This window comes from Arthrobacter sp. ISL-28 (assembly GCF_018613875.1).
Classification (GTDB): domain Bacteria; phylum Actinomycetota; class Actinomycetes; order Actinomycetales; family Micrococcaceae; genus Arthrobacter.
Genome location: NZ_JAGGPJ010000009.1, coordinates 50,166 through 73,371, shown reverse-complemented (window position 1 = coordinate 73,371; position 23,206 = coordinate 50,166). Strand labels below are relative to the sequence as shown.

At 62.2% G+C, this 23,206-nt stretch carries 25 protein-coding genes; 11 read left to right on the top strand and 14 right to left on the bottom strand.

The features are described 5' to 3' along the window. Positions 1-114: 114 nt before the first annotated feature. The 4 genes from J7E80_RS07960 to J7E80_RS07945 form a co-directional block, all read right to left on the bottom strand. Positions 115-669 (bottom strand): PIN domain-containing protein, encoded by a 555-nt coding sequence (locus J7E80_RS07960; RefSeq protein WP_215050936.1) that lies wholly within the window; start codon positions 667-669, stop codon positions 115-117. Between the two features lies 1 nt (position 670). Next, complete coding sequence (locus tag J7E80_RS07955; protein WP_215050935.1) at positions 671-1,126, bottom strand: helix-turn-helix domain-containing protein; 456 nt, start codon at positions 1,124-1,126, stop codon at positions 671-673. A 448-nt stretch (positions 1,127-1,574) separates the two neighbouring features. Beyond that, positions 1,575-2,741, bottom strand: coding sequence for an ImmA/IrrE family metallo-endopeptidase (locus tag J7E80_RS07950; RefSeq protein ID WP_215050934.1), 1,167 nt, complete (start codon positions 2,739-2,741; stop codon positions 1,575-1,577). Next, a complete protein-coding gene (locus tag J7E80_RS07945; RefSeq protein ID WP_215050933.1) occupies positions 2,731-3,447 on the bottom strand; it encodes a hypothetical protein in 717 nt (238 codons plus the stop codon). Before J7E80_RS07945 ends, J7E80_RS07950 begins: the two co-directional genes overlap by 11 nt. 620 nt (positions 3,448-4,067) lie before the next feature. Here J7E80_RS07945 and J7E80_RS07940 point away from each other — a divergent pair. Together J7E80_RS07940 and J7E80_RS07935 are read left to right on the top strand one after the other, a co-directional pair. Continuing rightward, positions 4,068-4,670, top strand: a complete 603-nt coding sequence (locus tag J7E80_RS07940) for a hypothetical protein (protein WP_215050932.1) — start codon at positions 4,068-4,070, stop codon at positions 4,668-4,670. A 469-nt stretch (positions 4,671-5,139) separates the two neighbouring features. Next, positions 5,140-6,027 (top strand): hypothetical protein, encoded by an 888-nt coding sequence (locus tag J7E80_RS07935; protein ID WP_215050931.1) that lies wholly within the window; start codon positions 5,140-5,142, stop codon positions 6,025-6,027. A 280-nt stretch (positions 6,028-6,307) separates the two neighbouring features. Here J7E80_RS07935 and J7E80_RS07930 read toward each other — a convergent pair whose 3' ends face one another. Continuing rightward, the gene (locus J7E80_RS07930; protein WP_215050930.1) at positions 6,308-6,484 is read right to left on the bottom strand and encodes a hypothetical protein; all 177 of its coding nucleotides are present in this window, start codon (positions 6,482-6,484) and stop codon (positions 6,308-6,310) included. Further along, on the bottom strand, positions 6,481-7,257 hold the full coding sequence (locus tag J7E80_RS07925; protein ID WP_215050929.1) for a hypothetical protein: 777 nt from the start codon (positions 7,255-7,257) through the stop codon (positions 6,481-6,483). Before J7E80_RS07925 ends, J7E80_RS07930 begins: the two co-directional genes overlap by 4 nt. Positions 7,258-7,652: 395 nt before the next feature. Between J7E80_RS07925 and J7E80_RS07920 the strand changes: the two genes are divergently transcribed. The 8 genes from J7E80_RS07920 (at position 7,653) to J7E80_RS07885 (ending at position 13,987) form a co-directional block, all read left to right on the top strand. Further along, positions 7,653-8,306, top strand: a complete 654-nt coding sequence (locus J7E80_RS07920) for a GNAT family N-acetyltransferase (protein WP_215050928.1) — start codon at positions 7,653-7,655, stop codon at positions 8,304-8,306. A gap of 580 nt (positions 8,307-8,886) precedes the next feature. Then, on the top strand, positions 8,887-9,093 hold the full coding sequence (locus J7E80_RS07915) for a ribbon-helix-helix protein, CopG family (RefSeq protein WP_251036622.1): 207 nt from the start codon (positions 8,887-8,889) through the stop codon (positions 9,091-9,093). Beyond that, positions 9,090-9,458 (top strand): type II toxin-antitoxin system death-on-curing family toxin, encoded by a 369-nt coding sequence (locus J7E80_RS07910; RefSeq protein ID WP_215050927.1) that lies wholly within the window; start codon positions 9,090-9,092, stop codon positions 9,456-9,458. Before J7E80_RS07915 ends, J7E80_RS07910 begins: the two co-directional genes overlap by 4 nt. A gap of 341 nt (positions 9,459-9,799) precedes the next feature. After that, a complete protein-coding gene (locus J7E80_RS07905) occupies positions 9,800-10,267 on the top strand; it encodes a GNAT family N-acetyltransferase (RefSeq protein ID WP_215050926.1) in 468 nt (155 codons plus the stop codon). Between the two features lie 239 nt (positions 10,268-10,506). Continuing rightward, complete coding sequence (locus tag J7E80_RS07900) at positions 10,507-11,904, top strand: plasmid pRiA4b ORF-3 family protein (RefSeq protein WP_215050925.1); 1,398 nt, start codon at positions 10,507-10,509, stop codon at positions 11,902-11,904. Between the two features lie 364 nt (positions 11,905-12,268). Continuing rightward, positions 12,269-12,652, top strand: a complete 384-nt coding sequence (locus tag J7E80_RS07895) for a hypothetical protein (protein ID WP_215050924.1) — start codon at positions 12,269-12,271, stop codon at positions 12,650-12,652. Positions 12,653-13,160: 508 nt separating this feature from the next. Then, complete coding sequence (locus J7E80_RS23730; protein ID WP_251036621.1) at positions 13,161-13,418, top strand: hypothetical protein; 258 nt, start codon at positions 13,161-13,163, stop codon at positions 13,416-13,418. 251 nt (positions 13,419-13,669) lie between these two features. Further along, positions 13,670-13,987 carry an Lsr2 family protein gene (locus J7E80_RS07885; RefSeq protein WP_215050923.1) on the top strand — a complete coding sequence of 106 codons (318 nt, stop codon included), beginning with the start codon at positions 13,670-13,672 and terminating at the stop codon, positions 13,985-13,987. A 107-nt stretch (positions 13,988-14,094) separates the two neighbouring features. Here the strand turns inward: J7E80_RS07885 and J7E80_RS07880 are convergent, their stop codons facing one another. The 8 genes from J7E80_RS07880 to J7E80_RS07845 all read right to left on the bottom strand — a co-directional run bounded on the left by J7E80_RS07880 (position 14,095) and on the right by J7E80_RS07845 (position 22,780). Continuing rightward, the gene (locus J7E80_RS07880; protein ID WP_215050922.1) at positions 14,095-14,343 is read right to left on the bottom strand and encodes a hypothetical protein; all 249 of its coding nucleotides are present in this window, start codon (positions 14,341-14,343) and stop codon (positions 14,095-14,097) included. A 205-nt stretch (positions 14,344-14,548) separates the two neighbouring features. After that, a complete protein-coding gene (locus J7E80_RS07875; protein ID WP_311380781.1) occupies positions 14,549-14,974 on the bottom strand; it encodes a DUF4913 domain-containing protein in 426 nt (141 codons plus the stop codon). After that, positions 14,971-16,740 carry a type IV secretory system conjugative DNA transfer family protein gene (locus tag J7E80_RS07870; protein WP_215050921.1) on the bottom strand — a complete coding sequence of 590 codons (1,770 nt, stop codon included), beginning with the start codon at positions 16,738-16,740 and terminating at the stop codon, positions 14,971-14,973. Before J7E80_RS07870 ends, J7E80_RS07875 begins: the two co-directional genes overlap by 4 nt. After that, on the bottom strand, positions 16,737-18,347 hold the full coding sequence (locus J7E80_RS07865) for a helicase HerA domain-containing protein (protein ID WP_251036620.1): 1,611 nt from the start codon (positions 18,345-18,347) through the stop codon (positions 16,737-16,739). Before J7E80_RS07865 ends, J7E80_RS07870 begins: the two co-directional genes overlap by 4 nt. Then, complete coding sequence (locus J7E80_RS07860) at positions 18,348-19,856, bottom strand: SCO6880 family protein (protein WP_215050920.1); 1,509 nt, start codon at positions 19,854-19,856, stop codon at positions 18,348-18,350. After that, entirely contained in the window at positions 19,843-21,105 is a 1,263-nt protein-coding gene (locus J7E80_RS07855; protein ID WP_215050919.1) for a hypothetical protein, read from the bottom strand. Before J7E80_RS07855 ends, J7E80_RS07860 begins: the two co-directional genes overlap by 14 nt. Before the next feature lie 767 nt (positions 21,106-21,872). After that, a complete protein-coding gene (locus tag J7E80_RS07850; RefSeq protein WP_215050918.1) occupies positions 21,873-22,145 on the bottom strand; it encodes a hypothetical protein in 273 nt (90 codons plus the stop codon). Positions 22,146-22,186: 41 nt separating this feature from the next. After that, entirely contained in the window at positions 22,187-22,780 is a 594-nt protein-coding gene (locus J7E80_RS07845; RefSeq protein WP_215050917.1) for a DUF6668 family protein, read from the bottom strand. Positions 22,781-22,912: 132 nt separating this feature from the next. On the opposite strand from J7E80_RS07845, the gene J7E80_RS07840 reads away from it, so the two are divergent. Further along, entirely contained in the window at positions 22,913-23,182 is a 270-nt protein-coding gene (locus J7E80_RS07840) for an AlpA family transcriptional regulator (protein ID WP_215050916.1), read from the top strand. The last annotated feature ends 24 nt before the right edge of the window (positions 23,183-23,206 follow it).

Sequence of the window (23,206 nt, the reverse complement as noted above, 5' to 3'; positions counted from 1 at the left end):
ATCCGTCCCGAATCGCGTGGCATCAACACCGGCCCTTGAGCGTCTTTCCTTCCTGGCCGCTTGGGAAAGGAAGATCACCTCTGCTTGCAGAGCAACCGGGATCGCTACGATCTGCTAGCGGCGAAGAGCGGCAGCGATTTGCGGCATTCCTTCCAAGTCAAGCCGATCCAGAACGTCATTGACGTCGAGAGGCGGATTCCTACAGGCCTCCGAGATGTTTCGTATGGCGACGTGGAGTTCCACCGCATCTAGATGGAACTGATCCATGAGAAAGTCATCTGGGTGCTTTGCCTCCATGCCCCAAGGGGTCAGCGTTTCCTCTGGAAAGTGCTTCAAGTTGTTGGTCACGATCACCTGAGCATGTACCTTAAGGGCGGCGGCCATCACGTGCGCATCCCCTGGGTCGGGAAGATTCGCGAAGACCTGTTCCAGGGGCTCGTAACCAGTGACAAGGCAGTCTGCTACTGCAGCACACATCAAGGTTCGTGTGCGATCGAGCTTTGCAGGATCCAAGTCCGGCCGATTATTTTTCAGATTGCGAAAGGTCTCATCCAAAATCGTCTCGGTCCAGCGGGCTTGTACTAGCCCTGCTTGCGCGACCCGTATCAAGAGGTCCCTCAGCATGCTTGGATACAGCACGTTCGCGTCGTAGATGACCGTGAAAACCACTCTAGATAATCCCCATGTCCTGCCCCAACGCCGACAGCTCATCGGCTGCATCTTTCTGAGCTACAGCTGTACGGCGTTTGTAGTCGTAGAGGGATACGGCAAGGACTCGCCTATGCGTACCCACCATTCGATGCTGAATTTCACCCGACTCAAGAAGTCCCACCAGGTATGGGCGCGAAACGTTCAGGATGTCGGCGGCCTGTTGCGTGGTCAACTCCGCATTCATCGGCACAACAGTAACTCCTTGGCCTGCTGCCATTTTCCCAAGGATCCTCATCATTAAGTCCGCCGCCGCTCGAGGCATCTCAAGCTGTCCGCCGTCCTCAACTTTCATCGCCACGGGCTGCTGGGGATCCGCGTGCGCCTCGACCGCACGTCGTAAGGTTTTGAGCGCCTCACGAGCGAGCTCGGAGTCATTTCCATGGGGATAGGCCGGGGGCGTTGAGTTGTTAGGCATGTGCTCTCTCCTTCCCTTCGTCATCTCGTATATATGCAGATTAACCTATAAACGAAATAAACGAAACAAGGGGCTAGTGATCTCGACGATTGCCCTCCCCGCTGTCTGCGACATGCCGCCCTGCAACTCGCATGTCAGGTGTGCGCGTCCCGTGCTGCCTTCCGCGCACAGTCCAAGAACACCTAACTGGATGCAAAATACCGCGGCATCACAGCCCGAAGCAGGCGCAACGAGGCCCTCGTCGCCATCGAATACTCCGTCCTCACCGTGGGCTGGTGCATGAACGCACCTCCTAGATAGAGCTCGTCCAGTCCAGCAAAGAAAACTGCTGAACGGCGCTCTTAGTCTGACCTTGGAAAGCCATACTTATCAGATTCCGTCGTCGTTGGTTCTAGCCTCTGCGCTAGCCGAGGCCCGTCCAAGCCGCCGGCCATGTTGAAATTTGGGGTTAGCCATGTACGAGGCGGAGCCGGGGCCGAGTCTCCTGGATGCCCAAGAGCTCCCTGACTCGCTGGATGGGCCAACGAAGCTCATTTGCTAAATCCACGGTTGAAAAGCCATTTTGTTCTGCAACGGACATAGCTTCCCTCAGCAACGACGGTTGTTCACCTGAAGAATCCGCGGTTGTAGGATCCTGTCGCGTTCCCAAACGATTTTGCTCGCGAATCTTTTGATAGGCGCGGCGCACGGACACATCCGCAATTCCTTTGACTTCTTGCATTCGCCGAATTAGGGATTCTGTTGAGACCCCCCATTCGAGCCCTACCCTTCCTAGACGGGCTAGGTTCATCGTGGATGGCAGCAGGGGCTCGATCTCGGCTCGCGGCGTCAACAACTCGGCAGCAAACGCGTCGGCTTCCCGTTCCTGCCTTGGATCTCCTGGTACCACATCGCGGTGCAGGACAAGATGACCGAGCTCATGCGCACAGGTAAAGCGATGCCGATACACGGACTTTGCCCGCTCCAAAGTAGTGACGACGATGGGACGTTCAAGTGCTGAGGTAGAAAATGCGTCCACGCGTACCGGAGCTTGCCCGTCGTGGTCAAAGGAAGGACACGTCACCAGAATTCCGTTGTGCTCCATGGTGAGCGTTAAGTGACGCAGCGGGCCGGTGCCGAGTTCCCAATAGTCACGAAGAGCCATAGCAGCTTCCGCCGGCGTCATAGACTCGGAACTGTCATCCAAGGAAGGAACATTTGGTTCGGGAAGCAAGACCCGTTTCTCCAGGGCCAGGGACAACTCCCAGACCCACTCTGCATACGTGGCTGCCTTCAGCTTCTCCGAAGAACGGGTTGACCTTAGACTCCGAAAATGGGCTTGGGACGCATCAATCTGCCCGATTGGACGCCCAGGAGTGAAGAAAGCAACTGGCATGCCCAGCTCTCGAGCCAAGGCGGCTATTACATTCGGTCCTGGAACCGTTACAGCTGCCTCATACTGGCCGATCGAGGCACCAGAGACACCTACAGCTTCTCCGAGAGCCTGTTTGGTCAGGCCGGCCAACCGTCGTGCCTGCCCAAGCCTGCGCGGCTCGAAGTCGTCATGAACGGCGCGCGCCGAAAGCAGAACATCATCAGAGAACAATTGCAGCTGGCGCCCCGAGCTATCCTTCATTTCCGGTCTTCGATTTCAAGTTGAACTGCTTTTTTGGCCCGTTATCAAACCGTTTGGCCACGGCTCGTTCCGCCTGAGCTTGTTCGCGCAGGTCGGTAGACAGGGTCTGAACGTCATTAAGGCTAAGAGTGCCATCGTCATTCAGTTCCGCATCGGCGCATAGTATCTGATAAAGACCGCTTACGTTACTGGAATAGGCCACCACTGTCACCGGATAGAACCTGCCTTCCTCGATTGCGGCGGCGTCCTCCACCTTCTCAAGGAAAGCCAGATCCGCCGCCGTGAGCTGCAGCTCCTCATCGACGTCTAGATCCAAGATCTCCTGACGAGCAGTCTTAGCCATGTTGAATGCGGCAACGCGTGAGCCGGAAGTTCCAAATTTCTTCGTCAGGACGTCGACACCATCCCTATTGGCATAACGCCAAAAGACAACCGCTCGTCCATTAACAATTGGAAGCTTGGAAGCGCCCGGCCTGGGCTGCTCGAAGGTTACTTCAGGGCGTTTCCTGAGGGCAGCATGGAAAAAATCTTGCGTGCTAAAATTTACCGGCCCATAAACCCTGCTGTGATTCGCTGTTATCTGCGCTTGGGCGTTCATGTGCTCCTCGTGAGCACCGGCCAACGACTTCGTGGTGACCTCACGCATGAAACGACCGAGCCGCCCATACCGTCCCAACCACCACTGCATGTCCTGCGACTCGTCCAAAACGCCTCCTTTGAGTAATTAAGTCTAAGCTACTCTAAGACTTTAGATTTTTACCATTTAGCGACACTTCGGCGTGTCACACCTTGCAGTCCGGGAGGCCGTAGATTGATGGCTCTCGCTATCTGGACAACACCGGCCTGCTCGTCAGGCTCCTGCGGACAGTTGTGGGGCCACCCGAACGATGGCCCTGCGTTTGACCGCAGCTTTGCGGAAGGAAAGTGTCTCGAGAATGCTCTCGCTGCGGGCGTTGATGAAGTTTGTTGCCGATCTTGATGTCCTTCGCCCATGAGGCACCAAGGTCCCTGAGGGCCACGAGCAGGCGCCGCTCGACGCTGCCCTCGCCCAGTCGTTCGGCCACGATCGGCACGTCCTGAGCAGAAGGTCGCTTGCGGTCCTGAACATCACATGTCTGCCGCACATGAACCCATTCTGCCCAAAGAAGACCGGACCATGAAGCCACCATGTCTGATGGCGGGCCCGACATTGAAGGGGGAGTGCTCTACGACCGCTGTCGTCGCATTTGCCGTCACCGGCAACTTGCCTGTAATGCCGGAGTGGGTGTCTGTGCTTACAAGACGAGTCTTCAACAGTTTGTCGGGGGCTTCCTCTAGAGTCCTTGTATGCAGGAAGCAGACACCACGCAGCTAGCCGCGCTTGAAGCAGATGCGCGGGCACTCGAAATTTCACTCCTTGCCCAAGCCAAGGCCTGGGCTTTGAGACAAGGCGCATTTGCGCGCACGTTCCTTCTCCATGAGGCCCGTCTCACCGTTGTCAATCAGGCCGAGACAACTGACAGGATTGCAGACGAAGTGCCGTGTCTGAAGAAAGAAATCAGTGCGATCAGCGATGAAGTCGTGTCTACGTTCGAGCGTTGGCGTGAATCGGCTGGTTTGGAGGACGCTAGGGCTCTTGCGGAAGATCCTCGGAAAACTTATCTCACGCTCACCAAGCAGGCCCATGACGACTTTGCTAAGGCCTTCACGCAACGCGGGTACAACCCCGGCACAAAGTCGTCTTCTTACCACATGACCGCGAACTCAGACTGGTTCTTCTACATACCCGAAACGGGCACTGCCCGTAATCCAGCCATGAAGTACGACCAGAGCGCCCACAGTGACCTGGCGGAGCTATGGCACAGCTTGCAGGGGACCATATACAAGGTCCAGACCACCAAGGAACAGAATCAGCGCACTCGCGCGGCTAGCCTCTGGGATGTCGATTAGCCCAGTCAGTGGCTGCTCGTCTCCATCACTGACGCTGAGGCGGTCCCAGGTCGTGCGAAGTTTCGCGCCTCGTTACGGATGAGATGAGGGCAGCCTTGGAGGAGGAGTTCGACCTGCCGCATTTGGAGCAGGTGCAGGCCCATCCGGCACCGCTGCTGCGAGGCATAAGTCCGGGTGTTCATCGGCGAGGATGCCTGACTGTGGCGTTCACATCACCGGTGAAAGTCACGTTCCGGACCGGCCTAAACAAACAGGTAGGGATAGGCTGACGAGCAATCGGTAGAAGGGCAAAGCATTGTCAGATCAGCAATACATCTTGGAACTCCTGAGGCGTGCTCTAGAGGCTTCCGAGAGACCCGATGCCTCGGTTAGCACCCTGGTTCGACAGGCCACCCGTATAGCTTCCTTACGGCATGACTATGCTGCAGTTTTCGCATTTCAGCTTGAGACAACGGATGCATCTACGGGCATGACGGCCACAAGGGACACTGGCGCTGCAGACAAACTACGAACGCTCCTTGGAAAAAACGAGGCTAATCGCGTCTTGGGCGAGCGGCTCGACCGATACCTGCACCACCGAAAGGTCAGTCCTGAAAAGGATGGGTCGTTTGCGGGATCTATAGATGCCGTTGAGCAACACCTGCAGAAGTTAAGGACTGCTGCAGGCGACCCCACCGCGGCCCAGCACATGACCCAAATCGATGCCTACTTCTACCTAGAGAAACTCGACAAAATTGGCGCAAAGCTACTGCCGCAAATCGCCGCTTTCGAAAATATCCTCAACCGCGTTCGTCAGAGCGTCCACGACTACTTAGTCGAGGCGGAGTCTGAGCTGCTGTCAGGACAAACCGAGTCCACGCTATTCACCCGGGGTGAGTCCTACGTTGTAGAACGCCTTCAACAAGTCTCGCCGGATGCCTTGGAGAAATATCGAGCCGCCGAACAAAGGCTCTCAGAAGGTTCGCCGGAGGGGTATGCCCAAGCGTTGGCCAGTTGCCGCCGGATGATCAAGGCTTTGGCGGATGCGCTCTATCCGCCCTCGAGCGTGCCCATCAAAGGCTCAGACGGCAAAGAACGCATACTCGGCGATGATCAGTTCCTAAATCGGCTGGTGCAGTACGCCATCGACAAGTTCGGCAAAAATACACATGTAAAGCTCGTGGAAGAGACCCTCCAAGGCTTAGGCAACCGCTTGAACAAGCTAAATTCTCTTGCAAGCAAAGGGGTCCATCAGGAAGTCTCAGTTGTAGAAGCTGAGTCATGCCTGACCTGGACATTCTTCCTCACAGCAGATTTCCTTCGGCTTGAGGACGGTACCTCAGGGCTCATCACGGCTGACAAGATAGCCAACACGTAGCTCAAGGGTGCAAAAGGAAGAGACTCGAATCCACGCTGGCAATACTTGTCTGGGCACGCAAAACGGATAAGGAAAGCTCAGCTCGCTGAAGCCCAGGCAGCGAAACTAAAAAGGATAGAGGTCGCCGCCGCTCCAGATAGTGGCGGATCGCTCGTCTCCGAAAGGGATCCCTCAGCGGGAGCTCGGGCACGCCCCCACGCTATTCAAGCTGGCAATCAGCGCCTAAGCTCTGTCGGTGGTGGCTTGCGAGACGCACGCGCCGCTGCCTCGACAGTCAGGATTAGCCGCCCTTCAGCTCCAGATAGTCGAGGAGGCGCTTCATCGCGCGGATCGCTTCCAGTGCGTCCTGTTGTTCGACTCTTGTGCCGCCCTCATGGACGGCGATATTGCGCTTGGCATAAAGGGCGTGGCCGGCTGTCGAAACATCCTGGGGTGCCCCAGCGAGACGACGCTTCACGTCTGCACGACCCCGCCGCAGGCCATCTCGACGGCGAGACGTGCGTAGAGCACGGCCTCGCGGTATCGGCCACTCTCGAAATGCGTCACGGCCGTACGTGAGTGCGCCGCGGCCGCAGACTCCTCTTCCAGAACGCGGAACGCATCCCGGTAAGCGGTATCGGGTGACGGGCCGAGCAGGTATGTGAGCTGTGCGCCGTCTTCGAAGAGGAGCACGTCGTATGAGTCCACGGCAGTTCCGCCAGAGACCAGCACGTAGTCATGGTATCCGTCCTTCTCGTAGAGGTTGGGCATGAGCTTGTAAGCGCCAGTGAAGCGTGGGCTGGCAAGGAACTCGGTCAAGTAGTCCTTGGTCTTGCCGTACATCTCGACCTTGCGGCCGGTCGCCTTCTCCCGGAGTCGGAGGCCGAGACTCTCATTCTCGCCGGGGTACTCCTCGACATAGCACCAGACGGAGACGGGCGGGGAGGCAATGCGTGCGGATACGATGTTGACCGTCACGGAGAACTCGTCACCGAACCACACCACGATCTCTTGCGCGTTCTGAGCGAAGATTGGCGCGACGATGGCGATATGCTCCTTGCGGTCCCGAGGCGTGGTAAGCCCGCCGCCGTGGGCATAACAGTCCTGCAGCAAGTTCGACATCGGCGCGAACTGACGATACATCGGCTGGTCAGTAAGAACCCGCACCGTCCGCCTGGTCAACTTCTCGCGAAAGCGGAGGTCACGCACTCCGTCAGGGCGTTCAAAGAGCTCCACGTAGCACTTGATCATGCCGGAACTGTGCGCACTGCGGGCTGTGACTTTCGCCGCGTGCGCCGCGCGGCGTGATCTCGAACTCGGCGAGCTCATTCTGACGTCCTCTCGTTCACATTCACCCGACCAATTCAACCGTTAACGGTTCGACGCCTTCAGCAACGATCTGCTCGTGGACCAAAGGGCATCGAACTCCTGCAACGCCATCAGAGCCAATAGCTTCGCAATTTTGGACAGATCCGATCACTCGAAGATGAATCCATCCACCTACCCAGTTCGCCATCCGAAAACCATACTTGCCTAGCGATGCCGAAAGGTGCCCTGAGATCGGTCGGTCGTGTGCCCGACTGGCGATCCTTCAATGGGCGCTTGCATTGCATCCAGCAGCAGGGACTCTTCACATAGTGTTGCCATTGACCGCAATCCTCGGTCAGCGAGACAACGGGAGAACATTGAGCCAGTCCAACGGAATCGAAATTAGGGCAGCCGCCGAAAAGCACTCTGGGGAGATCCTCAAGCTCACCTACGAAGCTTTCCCCTTTGAGGAAGAGAAAGAGCGGCTAGCCCTATCGGCGTCATGCACCACTCCACTCGAGGCGTGGAAAACCATCATTTCCGATTGGAAAGCACGGCGAACCCCCGTAGTCATCGCCGTGGGAAAGAAGAGTAAGGTTCTCGGCACCGCAGTTGTACGACCGCATGCGTCAGGTCCAGGTCGCCAGAGTGATAACGTCGCCGTCTTAGCGCGAGTAACCGTGGAACAAGGCAGCCGCAACCTGGGTATAGGCAAGAAGCTCGTAAATCGAGCTTTAGAAAACGCGCGTTTCCTTGGTTTCTCCAAAGTTATTGCCTCCATACCTGGGTCTCTAACTGAGTGGTATGAAAAGATCGGGTGGACAATAGGAGACCCCGCGGAGGGTCTTTCCTGGTTGGAGAAGCCGGAACCCCAAGACGATCTTGCGTTCCAACAACAGTCCATTCCTCCGGAGTTGCGTGGACAATTTGCACCGATCCGTAGCGAAGTGCTGGCCCTCCCGAGCACGGGTACGACAGAATCGCTCATATAAATACTGCGACCACCGGCGGACTTCTTTTGGACTGGTTCTATCCGCACCTCACCGAGCCAGAGCCAGCCTTCGCTCTCTGGCGGCACCTTATGAAGGACCCCTACTTGATGGCTTCCGTCCCGAAACTGACGCTTCACGAAGTCTTTATTGAGATGCAGCGTGCTGATGTAGTCACAGAAGCCGAGAAGAAGCTGTACCAAGTGGTGTCAGCTTCAATGTGAGGCGTGGAGTTTCGGCAGGCCGGCATGAGCCAGCCTGCCGGAACTCCACAATTAAGAAATGAATGGGATTCCATCATGTGAACCGTCCGTCCGACGTTCCGGAAAGCTTCCTGGACTTGTCGTGGCGAGTGGCCGGTGCGTTGCCCGGGATGCGATTTCCGCCAAGTACGGTCAACGCCGATAACAGCGCGTATGTCGGTCGGGCGGCCACGCTGCGGGTACCGATTCCGCCCTCTCGAATTCAACCTCTTGTCGAGGAAGTGCGAAGGTTGGCCCACGGCAGCTGTCTCTCGCCGCTGAGGCACCAGTCGAGCACACGAAGCTGCGCAAGGGAGGTACTGGTTTGGTACCATTCTGGTATGGCCATGAATCTACGTGTTCCTGAGGAACTTGATCGTCGGCTGGATGAGCTGGCCGCCGAGGAGCACACCTCGAAGTCTGCCCTGCTGCTGCAGGGAGCCGAACTGGTTCTGCAGCGCCACCGGCGGCGCCGGGAGATCAGCGAAGGGCTGGACTTCGTGATGAGCCATGACGCCGAGTTGCTGACGCGCCTCGAGGACGCGTGAGTTCATATCTCGACATTGAGGATGCGCTTCAAGTAGTTGGCCGGTATGGATTCCACATCTGTGACGTGGGGCTGCTCGCGTCCGCGCTGGCTCGTCCGGCGACCGCAGTGATGGGAACAGAAGCGTATCCGGACTTGCCCATGAAGGCGGCGGCACTGCTGGATTCGGTGGCCCGCTTCCACCCACTGGTGGATGGCAACAGACGCACCGCGTGGACACTGATGGTCCTGATGCTCTGGATCAACGGCTATCGCCACACCTTCAGCACAGACCAGGCCTTCGACATGGTTGTCGGTGTTGCCGCCGGTATTCTCTCACTCGAGCGTAGCGCCGAACTGATTGCCGAGCACCTCACCCCACGCTAACCACTGCGCCCGATGTCTGCATGTGAGGCGATGGGCGATACCAAAGAGGGCAATTCCGGGAGGAGTTGTCTTCGTTGATAGTTGATGAGTTCTGAAAAGGCGGGATCCGGGTGCCACTGGAGCAGAGGCCGGGCGCCTTAGCCTCGGACCGGAACGTTCCATGCCGGTGTAGGGTGCCTTCCGTGCGCGGGTAGCCCGGGCGAACCGCGAGGCTCGCTCCGGCCCCTCTCCGTCATCCTTCCCTTCCTTTGGCATCACCGCGGCGGCGCTGGCCTTGCCGCCGCCGTTCTGTGACGGTGTCATGGCTTCCGGATGTAGAGGCCTGCCCGCAGAATGGGCCCATGGCCGCCACAGACGTCTTCATTGCATCGACCGGGCAGGCGGGCGTGGTCGGGCGCCTGCTCTACGACTTCAACACCGAGTTTGAAACTCCTGGTCCAAGTGCCGAGGAATTTGCCGCCCGGTTCAGGTTCCTCCTGACCCGCACCGACGTGCTTGTCCTGCTCTCCGGGACCCCGGTAGCCTCGACCGGTTTGGCATTCCTGACCCTGAGGCCCACCCCGTACTACGACGGAGCCCTGGCCCAGCTTGAGGAACTTTACGTCCAGCCCGGCCTGCGCGGCCAGGGCGTCGGCACGGCATTGCTGACAACAGCGGTCCAGGAGGTCCGCGAACGCGGCGGAGCGGAGATGCACATCAACGTCGATGAGGTCGATAGAGACACCCGCCGCTTTTACGAACGCCACGGCTTCACTAACCTCCAGCCGGGCACGGACTGTCGAATGCTGTGCTACCTGCGCGAGCTCTAAAGCCGGCACAGAAGAAACGAAGACCACCGATAGCAGTGCACATGACAACCAGAACCTAACGCAGCGCAGCGGCCGCGTCATTGCCGGCTTACTCATGCTTGGCTACAGCACCCATGACCGAACAACACGCAAGACAAGCCGGGGCAACACCTGGGCCACGTATGCATCTCGCCGGCGATAGCGGACACGGCGGGCCGGTCCGAGGCGTCCGTGAACGACTGGGCTGGCAGGATAGTGCCGTGACGATACGAGCTGCAGACAGGGATACCGGGTCGATGTTGCTGAGGGTGAGAGTGTCGATCGAAGGCAGCGAACCGGCCATCTGGCGGCTCCTCGAACTCGATTCTTCCCTGACCCTGGACAGCGTCCATGAGATCCTGCAAACGGCCGTCGGCTGGCGGGATGCGCATCTGCACTCCTTCACCGACACCGACCCCTACAAGCGGCTGCGGCCCGTGAACGGGAGGTGGCCGGAACCTCGGCGCTGGGTCCCCGTTGACCTGCTGGAGGACAGTGACGAGGACCTGCCCGAGACGGACTGGACCCTGGGACAGATCCTCACCACCGAATCCGGTCCCCTGTTCTATGAATACGACTTTGGAGACGCGTGGATCCACCGCCTGGAACTCACCGGGAGCCGCCCGGCGCCGACAACCGCCCCGCGGGCGAGGCTGCTGGACGGGGCGCGGCGGGCGCCATTGGAAGATTCCGGCGGTATCGGCGGCTACTACGGCCTGCTCGACGCCCTCGCAGACCCCGGCCACGACGAGCACGAAGACCTGAAGGCATGGGTCGCCTGGACAGCCGGGCCCTGGCAGGAATTCGACCCCGAACAGCTGGACACCGATGCTATGAACAACGAACTGGCCCTGCTGTTCCCCGCCGAGACCGTCAACGAATCCGGACACGGCAGCCAGCCACTGATCCAGGAACTCACCCACCGGCTGCCCCCGGGGATCCGCCGCGAGTTCCGTTCCTACCTCGCCACCGCAAACCTCGACGGCCCCGCGGAGGTGGACGCCGACATCGCCGAGGCGATGACCGCCCCCTATCTCTGGCTCGTCCGCCGTATCGGGCGCGAGGGTCTGTCCCTCACCGCTGCCGGCTGGCTGCCGCCGGCCGTGGTCCGTGAGGCAATGAACGAGCTCGGCTGGGCCAAGGACTGGACCGGCAAAGCCAGCCGCGAGGACCAGGCACTGCCCGTCCTCCAGCTGCGCGAAAGCGCCCAGCGCCTCGGCCTGATCCGCAAAATCAAAGGCAGGCTCACCATCACATCCGCCGCCAAACGGCTGCTCGACGAGCCCACAGGCCTTTGGCTTTTCCTCGCCCGTGCCATTGCCCACCGGCACCGTCATGACTCCCGGCGCGACGCGGTCCTGCTGCTCCTCATCGAGATCGCGGCCGGAAAACGAACTGAATGGGACGACTACCTTGAAGCCGTCTCCTTCGGGCTCAGCGCACTCGGCTGGAGAACCAGCATTGGAGCCGAACTGGAACTGAGAACCGTTCAAGCGCTCCTCAGCGAGCCCCGAGAAGACCTGCTGAATCTGGGAATCTTCGACGACCGCGGCGGGCTGGAAGCAAACACCGTCACGCCGCCAGGACAAGCCTTCGCCCGCGCTGCCCTTCATTCATAACCATCCACAACCAGCAAATGCGTCGACCCACGTCATCCCCGGATACGTCGAGCAATTGAAGCAGCGGCATTCGCATGAAGCAGCGGCATTCGCAGGTTCCGAATACGCCGCTCACCAGCAGCGGATTCCCCTAGCCACGTTTCACGGGGAAAGAGCCCGTCTTGGGACCTTGGAGCCAATGGGCGTGAAGGCCTGCATCGATTGAACTGATAGCCCTGGGTCAGCCCGGGGCACCGGAGGTTGAGAGAGTCCGTCCCCGGCGGGGAAGCTCGGCCCAACCGTGGTGTTTTTCTGGTGGCTTTTCGGTAGAAGATCCGTAGGGTTCGTACTAAAGTGGATGGTCAGGAAGGGAGCGTGGAGCATCGTGAGCATCTCGATCGACGTAGGCGCGGCACATGGCGGAACAGCACGGCTGGGGATCCGGGAGATCGTGCGGCAGTTGAACAGCGCGCTCGGCGCTACACTGGTGGCCGCTTTGGCCGGCAGCAAGGATCCCAAGATCAGTTACCGGTGGGCCCGCACTGACGGACCTGAGCCGAGGCCGGAAGCCCAGGCCCGCCTCCAGCTCGCCCATAGAGCCTGGACCGCGGTCTCGAGCGTCGAAGGTGAACACGTGGCCAGATTGTGGTTCGTGGGCGCCAACCCCTGGCTTGATGAAGTCTCCCCGATCGAAGCCATCAAGGAGATGCGGGCAAAAGACGTCATGGCCGCCGCTGCCGCCATGACCGAAAACCGGTTTTCCGGTTGATCGAGGTCTGCAAAGCGACTGGTCTGGCATACGTCGAGGGCCCAGTGACCGGGTACCGGATCGCCAAATCCTCCTACGGACCCCTGAACCCGCTGCCGCGGACCGCAAGCCCGGCCGACCGGTCGTCGTGGTCCCGCTTCGACACCCCCGGCTCAACCCTGTATCTGGCCGGAGACCGGCGCACCGCCTATGCAGAGACGCTGGCGGTTGCCCGGGTGGGAAAGGAATTCCGTGATGCTGTGGTCTTCGCCGCCGACCAGTTCGGAGTCCCGGTTGAGGAGGCCCGCAGGCTGATTCAGGATGACTGGACCCGTAACGGGAATATGGTCCCGGGCTGGCTGCCGGCCAACTGGAGGGACGGGCGCCTGATCTACACCTTGCGCGTCAACAATCCGACACTGTGGATCGGCCTGACTGCGGCCGAATCCATCGCGTCTCTGAACCGGTACCTCGGGCAGCAACTGGCAACTGGAACGCCTTCGGTATATCCGCGGTCACCCTGGCCACGGTGGCCGGGGAGAACCGCGAAGCAACCACGGCCATGGCTGAGTGGCTGCGCGAACAGGTTCTGGACGACGGAAACTACGCCGCCGGCATCCGGGCACACTCAAAGTACGGTGGAGGCATCTGCTTTGCCTACTGGCTTCGCCGCCAGGACGACAGGCTCGGACCTGACCCAGTCCAGGTTCAGACCGAAACGGAAATCCACCGCGACGACCCTTACCTTAAGTACATCCTCGGTTTATACGGACTCGACTGCCGCTAATCCCCAGTGACTCATTCCGCGCGCTCCGTCTGACGTCTCCCCAACCGCGGTCGATGCCTGTGAAAGTCGGTGAACCTGGTGAATCTGGTGAATCTTTCACAGGGCAACAGCCTTTGGTCTTTCATGGAACCGCCAGCCCGCCCCAGTGCCGCTGCATCACCTTAGGACCCGATACCAGCGGATATGGCTGGCTGCGATGACACGCCCCGTAGCTGAGTATTGCCGCAGGTCAGGTCTGGTAACGTCTTCGGGTGGCTCAGAAACGTGTAGTGGAACTTATTGATGACCTGGACGGCACCGCAGCAGACCAGACGGTGCAGTTTGCCCTCGATGGCAGCTCCTACGAGGTGGATCTGAGCGACGCGAACGCGACCGACCTGCGCTCCCTACTGGAGCGTTTCACCGCCAACGCGCGCCGCACCGGCGGGCGTAAGAGGAGCGCAGATCTGGGGCCGGCAGGACCCTCAACCAAGGACGTCCGTGCCTGGGCCCTCGCGCAGGGCATGGACGTCAATCTCCGGGGCCGGGTCCCGGAGTCCATCGTTCAGCAGTATCTCGCCGCGACCTAGCCCGCTGTAACGCCCGCGGACGGGTCCCGCCCGAACCGCGGGTTTTCCCGCGTGTCGCACGCGCAGTGCCGTCGCTTTACAGGCTAGATCCGGTCATCACCTTGGACCTAGCCTTGAGCAGGCTGGGAATGGAAGATCCGCTCGCTGACGTCATTGCGGAGTATATGGAATTGTCCCCCGTTGCCGTTGACCGAGCCGTCGAGGACGTAGAAGCCCCTTCCTGCATCCGGCCCACCTGCCGCGCGGTCCAGGGCTTCGATGAGGTGCCGTCCCAGATGCCCCTTGGGGCCAAGCGCCTTGAGTTCTTCGAGTTCTTCGGCCGTCAGCCCTGCCAGTAAAGCGTTGATTTCAGCCATGACACACCTCCCCAGTTGGTGCAGGCCCGTGGTGGCCTGAGACCATACGCTAGAGCACCGGCGTTAGCCCCACAAGAGCCGGGGTCCCGACCAGCGCCTGCACGTCCGGCTCCCTGGAGCGGCAGCGCGAGCGGCCCGAAAATGTCCTGGAAGATATGGCACTCCGCTCGTGAAAGAACCCCCGGCGCGCCTCGGCCTTAAGTGATCAGTCGAAGATTCCTGCCTCGGGTACGACGTGCGGCAGGACTGCCTTGCCAGGTACGGGGGTTTTGTGTCCGTCGTAGGCGCATTTTTTGAAGGGGCCTTCCTTGTCCATGAGGACGCGCATGTGCGGGTCGGCGTGGTTCAGCCACCAGGTGCTGATGCCGAGGGCGGGCTCGAGGCGGAGGTGTTCCCAGGCCCGCCAGATGGCCTCCATCCTGATCAGGGCTTCTGGATGTTTGTACCATTCGGGGCACCAGGCGAACGCCGCGCCCTCGTTGACTTCCCGGACATAGGACTGGGACATGAGCTCGACGAAGAACTCCACCGCGCTGGAGTACACCAGCTCCCGGTCGGGCTCCTCATGGCCGTCGTCGCTTGCTGGCTGGTCTTGGTCGTCACTGAACGCGTCTGCGAACTCCGCGCTCACCCCTTGTCCCCGTCCGTCCACGGGTTGCACGCCGGAACGGCCACAGGCTCACTTTCAAGGTCCTCCTTCGGGGCGAGGGCGTCTTTGACCTTTTGGGCGTGGGGGCCGTTCATCCAGGGGATGGTTTCGATCATGGTGGCCGGGGCACCCGAGGCCAGGAGGATGGCCCGGAACCTCGGCAGGGCGGTCAGGTCGGCCACGGAGAGGATCTCGTCCTTGCTTTCCTGCCGTGAGGAGGAAGAGCCGGATTTGCTGTGGCTGCGGGAGACGTTGATGTAGCTGTACTGGCCGATGAGCCGGGAGAGTTCGTCGAGGTAGCCGACTTCGGAGACGCCGCCACCGTAGATTTTGATGTTCGACGCGGACCAGAGCTTCCGCATGCCCTCGAGGGACCAGACCTCCACGCCCTGGGACCAGGACTGCAGGATGGTCATGAGGATGATGCCGCGGGAGCCGTAGTGGCTGTACTGGTCCGGCAGCGCCTTCCACCGGCACACGTTCGCCGCCTCATCCAGGATCCCCAGCAAAGGGGTGGCGAGCCGGCCGCCGGGCTGGGACGTGGCGTACTTTTCGGCGGCCTCAACGACGGCGACGGTCAATGCCGTGACGAGCGGGCCGGCGGTGCCGACGCCTTCGCGGGAGAGGCTGTAGAGGGTGCCTGTGCCGCGGACGAAGTCTTCGGGAACGAACCGCGGCCGCGGATCCGTCTCCACGGTGGTCCCGGGGCGGGGTGTCACCCACTGGCTGACGTCCCGGTCGGTCAGGCAGGACACCATCTGCCGGGACGTGCCGTACACGCCGGCGCGTTGTTTTTCGGGTTCGCGGATGTGCCCGATGACGGTGTCGGCGAGCAGGTCGTACCCGGCGGCGCGGAGGATGTCCGCCGGGGCCTCGTCGTGCGGGCGGGTGAGCCAGGTGTAGACCTGGGTGATCGGGGCGGAGCCCAGGGATGCGGCGAGCAGGAGGGCTTTGAGGAGGTTCTGCCCTGCCGGGTCGAAGTAGGCGTCGGGTTTGGTGCCTGGTTCCCGGGAGCCGGTGGCGAAATGCTGGGCCATGGTCCCTGCTGTCGCTTCGTTTTTTACATAGGACAGGGGGTTCCACCACCAGCCGGGCTGTTCCTCGGCGACGGCCTGGGGATCAAAAACCCAGATGGCACCGGCCTCGGACCGGATGGTGCGGGTGACATCGACGATGTCGCGCTTGTTGGAGGTGGCGATCACGGCCCCGGGGGCGTCCAGGATGGCCGGGACGGCGTAGGAGGTGGTTTTCATGGTGCGGGGCCCGGCGATGAGGATCAGCATGTCCTCCCAGGACGCCCACAGGGGCCGCTTGCCTGCGACGCTGCGGCCGAGCCGGACACCGGTCGAGTCCTTCACCCCCAGCCGCAGGGCGGTGGCGGTGGCGCCCTTGGTGCTCAGATGGTCAAGGTCCCTGCCCCTTCCCATGTGCACGGCGGCCTTATCCACCCGTGTGCGCCTGCCTGCTGTCCGGGCCCTGACCACGAACACCTTGATCGTCAGGGCGACCAGGAGCCCGGCAAGGGCACCGGCGATGATGGTGGACTGTTCGGGCCAGGGCACTTTGCCTTTGGCGAGCCCGGCGACCAGGTCGATCGGATGCGCCGGAGGGGCGGGCAGGCCCGCCATCCGCGAGCCGAGGTGGGCGGCGACCCAGGTCCCGCCGCCGAAGACGGTGGCGGCGCCGATGGCGGCCCAGATGCCCAGGGCGTCGCCGAGGCCGGTGCCTTTGCGGTTCGGGGCGCTCACGCCGCTCCCTCCTCCCCCGGCATTGGATCAGCGGCGGGTTCCGGGAGCGGTTCGGCCGCGAACTTCTCAACGGCTGGGTGCCAGCGTTTGTTGGTGTCGTTCAGGGAGACCTCGATGGAGGTCAGTCCGATCTGGACGGGGATGCCGGGGCGGCCGCCGACCTTGATCAGGAACCTGCCCCGGCCCGGCGGCTCGACGTCGCCGCCGCGGGAGTCCCAGGCGGGCGGGTCCTGCCAGGAGATGAGTTTTTGCTGTTCCTGCCGCGACAGCGGGATCGCGGCGGTGAGCAGGGGCATCTCGGAGGCGGGCAGGCCGCCGCAGATGACCATGCCGGAGCGTTCGACGAAACCGCGGGCCTTCATACGGTCCTCTTCGGCGGGGAGGGCCAGGAGGTCGGACATGGTGTGGGAGATCATGACCTGCCCGACCCCAACGGAGCGGTTGAGGCGGGTGAGTGCGTCCGCGCGGTCGACCATGCCCTTGCCGGAGCGCAGTGCCCGCCAGAGTTCGTCCAGGACGACGAAGTAGTTCCGGCGCGGTTCCAGTCCGGCGTCGGCGAGGGCGTTGGCGACGTTGACGGTGCCGAAGCCATAGGACCAGCAGGCCAGCAGCACCGCGGCCTGCAGGTCGGTCTCGGTTTCATCGATGCTGGAAACGTCGAACACGACCGCCCGGTTCCGGCGCATGGGGTTCGTGGTCTGCTTCGAAAAGATCTCCCCGAGCTTCCCGCCGCCGGTCAGGCCGAGCAGGGTGGCTTCCAGCGCCCGGGTCTCCTGCAGGTAGACGTTCTTGTCTCCCCGGTCGAGGGCGACCTGCCGCAGCTCGGCGGGGGCTGCAGTGACGACGTCGAGCAGGTCTTTCAGGACCGGGACGCCGTCAAAGGTCGCGTCGAGGACGCGCAGGGCACGGTCCAGGATGGTCTGTTCCTGGTCGGTGGGCGGGGAGTTGCGGCTGATCGTGATGAGGGAGACGACCATGTTCAACCGCCGACCGTGCGCGTCGGCGCGGACCCGGACCGCGGCGTCATGGTGGCCCTTCTCCTCCAGAAGCTGCGCGGCTTCCACGGCCTGGCCGGGGTCAAGGATGTTCAGGTAGCCCCGGCCCCGGCCGAGCCGGATGACCTGCCCGCCCAACGCCTGAACGGCGTCAACGTGTTCGCCCTTCAAATCCCCCAGCACGAGGGGGTGCACGCCCATCCCGGACAGGCCCAGCAGCATCCGCCGCACGAGCGTGGATTTGCCCAAGCCGGGTTTTCCGAGGATGAACGCGGACGGGTTGGAAATCAGCCGGGCCCTTTGGAACCAGCTGATCGGGTCGCAGCAGACCGTGGCCTGGGTTTCCTCGTGCCGTCCCAGGGGCACGCCGATCATGGGCGAGGACGTGCCGGAGCTGAACGGCCACAGCCCGCAGACCTGCACGGTGGTCCCCCGGTACTCCCGCACTGCCGGGACCAGCGCTGCGGAACCGCCGCCGCGTCCGGCCCAGCCCCGCGGCCCCGGCCCCCGGGTCCGGGCAGGACGATCACGCGCAGAGCCGCGTGTGCCGGTAGCCGTTTCCCCTGCTGCAGGGATTGGGTTGTCCTTTTTCCGTCCGAAGAGCCTGGGCATTTAGAGGGCCTCCCTGATTTCGCTGGGCAGCAGGATGTGCCGGGGCAGCACCAGGCCCAGCGGCAGCGACGCGGCGAACGCGGTGTCCTGCGACCCGTAGGCCCGGCGCAGCAGGACCCGGGCGGTGCCGGAAGTCTGCTCAATCGCGGCCACCGCGTCAGGCAGCCGGGCCGGGTCGGTGACGGTGGCGGTGACGACGAGGCCGAAGTTCACCAGCCCGGCGCCCTGGGCTTCCTCCGCGGCGGTCTGGGCGGCGGAGCGGGCGTCGACCAGGGCGCGGGCGGAGGGCCGGGTCCCGGAGGTGATGCGGACGTTGGCGTTGTTCTGGTCCCGCTCGACGACGGCGGCCGCCCGGGCCGAATCCATCGGACGGTACAACAGGGACACGCGTTTGCGGTCCACGTCCCCGTGCGGGGCCAGCAGCCGGGACAGCACCGAGGAGTTCACCGACCCGCGCGGGGCGCCGGTCATGGTCCAGGACGCGGAGAACGCCCCGTCGTGCCGGTAGGTGTCCCAGTTCGCCTGCGTCGCGGTGGGGCCGACGTCGCCCCAGGTCAGGGCGACGGGGGTGCCGGCGGAGTGGGCTTCGTCGATGATCAGTGCCGCGGGCGGGTCGTAGGCGATGCGGACGACTTCGCAGAGGTCCTGGGCGGACATGGGCCGGGCGATCCCTGCCCCGGTGGACTGCAGCCGGGCCCCGAGGCCGGGGATGCGGGAGGCCAGGTCGCGGGCGACGTCCTCCGGTTCGCGCTTGCGCGACCCGGCCCGGAGGGAGGCGGTGAATGTCAGGGACACCCAGGCCCGGACCGTGGCCGAGCCCTCGGGGTAGGTTCGGATGACTTCGCGGAGGATCGCCTCGGCCGCTTCCGGGGCGTTGTCGTCGATGTTCATCTCGACCTCGTTGCGCAGCCGGTACCCGGAGTCCGGTGCGGTCTCCACCGTCACGGCGGCGGCTTCGAGTCCTGCTTCGTCGCCGAGCGCGGCGAGCCAGCCGCCCCAGTTCGCGACCCACGCATCGATCTGCTCCGGATCCACCAGCGACGCCCCGTCGGGCTCCGTCGAGAAGACCACGGTGAAGTGGTTCGTCGTCGGCACATGGAGCATAGCGAACGGACGGTTGTAGGAGTCACGGAACTCATACAGCCGGGACTTCGCCGCCAGGCCCGGCAGCTGGTACATCCCCCACTCCGTGACCCCCAGCGGGCCGGAGCGGTAAAGGTTGGTGCCGGCCGAGCGGGAGAGCCGGAAATTCAGCCGGGTCGCGAACCGGTCCACGACGGACTGGCCGTGCTTGTCTTTCACCGACAGCAGCAGCACCAGAGCCCCGGCTGCGCCGAGGACGGCGAGGCCGGGCAGCAGCCCGAAGATCGCGAAGGTGATGATGCCCAGCAGCAGCCCGGCCATCACGATGCCGGTGCCGATCGCGCCCAGATCCCCCAGACCGGCGGAGCGCGGGACGCGCCAGTTGCCGTAGGACGGTTCCTTGTACTCGGTGTTAATTGCTGCCACTGGGGCCCTCCCCCGTTGAATCCTGCGCGGTTTTCTGTGCGGCCTCTCCGGCCCGAGTCGCCAGCTGCACTCCCGTGCTCGCGGCCAGGCCAACCGGCCCCGCAATTGCCCCCGATGAGCCCGCCGAGCCAGACGTTGCCGCGGCGGGTGACGCCGGGGCGCCGGGTCGTCCCGCTACGCCCGGCGTGGGCTTGGCGTTCGCGCCGCTGCTGCCGCCCGGCCCGGTCCGACTGGCTCCGGTGCTGCCCCTCTCCCTCGCTCCGGACGCCGAGGGCGAGCTGGGCGGAGTCGGTGATGCGTTACCGCGTCCACTCCCACTGCGTCCAAGAGAAACCGCCCCCGTCGCCACGGCACCCATCGCTGCTCCCGCAGCCACTCCCCCACCGGACCCGGCAGCAACAGCACCGACCATAGGCGTGACAAAACGCATCAAAGCCGGGAGCGCCAGGACGGCGACGATCATCAGGGAGAGGCCCGTGATCGCACCGAGCAAGGCATCTTTACCGGCGTTGAAGTCCATGAGTTTGAAAGCGGCAGCGTAGACGATGGCAGCTGCGGGCTTGTAGAGGATGAAGGCGATCGTCCATCCCACGGCCTTCTGGAACCACTGCCTGCCCATCTCCGTGTTCGTGAAGGCAGCTGTCGTCGGGAGAATACCGGCCAGGATCACGAGCATCCCACCCCGAACAATCATCAGAACGATCTGCACCAAGGAAGTCAGCAGGCCGATCAAACCTAGGACGATGAGAATGAAAACGGCGTCACTCTGGTGAATGACCGCGATCTTCTTGATGGCAGTAGCAAACCCCTGGCCATCAGTGGCAGCGTCGATGATCGCAGTCGAAAAGGCATCTGCTGCAGTCACGAGAATCGCGATCACGGCAAGACCCATCCCGGAGACCAGACTGAGCGTCAACAACGAGCGAAGCAGATCCTTAAGCGGCGCTCCCCGCTGCTCCCACACCATTCGGGTACCGCCAATGATCACTGACAGAACAGCGAGGGCGAGCGTCCAAGGGGCCAGCCCATTCTCAAGAAAGGCAACGGTTGGGCTGGGCGACGTTCCATCAGCAGTACTCAGGTTGGTAGTCGGCATGCTGACCCAAAAGGTCGAAAGGGTCGTCACCATCTGGCTCAAACCCTCCATAATCGCTTTCGCCAGGTTAGTGATCGCGTCGTCTGTTGCGTCGGCTATGAACTCGCCCGTCTTGCATCCGAAGTCGATCCAACCGCAGTCCTTTTCGGCCATGTCAGGTTCCAGACCACGGAATAAAGCCATTGAGGTCGCTGAGTTGGGCGACGTCATTTATCAGATCCCCGGAGTCCGCGAGCTCCACTTTCCAGTCACCGTTAAGCCAACGCAGCGGCAGAACGCCATGGCCTAAAGCGCCAGTTGATGTTTCGAATGCGAGGTCCACGTGAGCCTGAGAGGGCGAATATGCCTTTATGACAAACCCGCGGATTTGAATTGAGGACGATCCTCCTGCGGGGGTCTTTACATTTTTTAAGGCGGCGTCACGTCCAGGACCCGGAACGACGAGCTCTTCGATCAACTTCCTCTGTAGTGACGTGTCCTCCCGTGCACCTAGGGCGACGAGGTTGGCTGCGGCGTAAAGGGCTCCGGTCGGGGAGTGCGCAAAGCAAGACCTGAACCCTGCGGAATCGGTAACACCGGGCCCGAAGGTTCTTGGGTCTGTCGGCGCTGCGACGCGTCCCACCAATGTCCAGGTCGACTTCGGGGCAGTGCCCAAAGCCGTACTGTCACTGCTCGGAAGTCCGCAGATGCTTTCTTCAGGACCAGCTGTAGTACTAGAGGTGTTGGCTGGAGCTGGCGGTGTAGTGTTTGCGGCAGGCTCCGCTTGGGGAGTCCCTTTTGGTACTAGGAAGATGATCAGGGCCGCGGCGACGATCGCCAGGACGAGCGCCGCTGAGAGGATGAATCCAGGGCGGGTAAAGGAGTTTCGTTCGGTGTTCTCTTGGGTGGATTCGCTCATGGATGGTCTCCGTTAGTCGGTGTTAGACGAATGCGCGGACGATACCTGCGGCTCCGGTGATGATGATGCAGCCGGCCAGGACCCACCCGAGTTTGGCGATGGATTCGCCGCCTTCGCCGCGGCGGAGCTGGATGACCATGCCGATGCCGACGATGATGACGCCCAGGACGCCGAGGACGAGCCCGATCCCGGAGGCCCAGTTCAGGACGGTCAGCAACCCTTTTGCCTGCTCGGGGACGGTGGGTGTCGGGTCCGGGATGACGCTCAGGGGCAAGAGGGAGCCGAGGTTGTGCATGGTGGTGCCTTTCAAGGTTGAGACCGGGTAAAGCAGTTGGGTTAGTTGATGAGGGCCGAGATGTCGGTGAGGAACCGCTGGTACTCCCGCCCTGGCGGGTAGGAGGAGTCGTACCGCCATTCTTCGACCCAGGGCAGCAGCCAGTGACGGGGTGCGCCGCTTCCAACGATGGAAGCAAATTCTTTGAGCGGTTTAGGGAGCTTGCCGGGGGCGTCGGCCATGATGGCCATCCCGAGCAGTTCCACCCGCGGGGAGGTACCCGAGGCCCACTCGATGAGGGCGTTTTGGGCTGTGGTCAGTCCGCGCCTGTCTGAGCGGCAGACGAGGAGGACCAGGGGCGGGAGTCCCGCCTCTTCTTCCGACACGGGCCAGGCGTGCCCGGGCGTGCGGGCGCTTGGGATAAGTTCGGTCAGGCGGGTTTCGCCTGCTCCTCCGTGGGTGCCGATGATCCAGAGGGGTGAGGTGCCGGTGACAGCACGTCGGGGGAGCCTGTCTGTGGAGCCGGGTTCAGGTACGCCGGGCGAAGGGGCGGTGACGCCCGTTGCCGGCGGTGCCGCCTGTGCCGGTTCCGGAAGCGAGAGTGGTATTGACTCGCTGATGACGTCTTCGACCCACGGATTGGTCTGCTGATTCACTGGTCCCCCTCCGGGATCAGAGATGATTCTAATAACCCTTGATTAACCCAAGCACGGAACCTGCGACATTTGCAAACGTACTCGCATTTTCTGGGTGTTCTGATACTGTTGCGACAAATGGAGGTCCTTAGCTTGAGCAGAATCGACGAGATGTTCGAGAAGCTGCCCCGTGTTCTGAGTGTCAAGGACCTCACTGACATTTTGGGTAAGGACAGGGCCACCGTGTACCGGTGGCTGAAGAAGGGTGAGATTCCCGGTGTCCTGATCGACGGGACGACGTGGGTCATCTACCGAGACGAGGTCAGGGACTACCTGCTGAGCAGGCACAACCAGGCCGGCGCCGCTCCGCGGGAGAGCGCACCGGCCGGGGACGACGCCGGGGACGACGCCGAGCAGGGATAAATGCCCGTGCAGAGAAGGTATTGG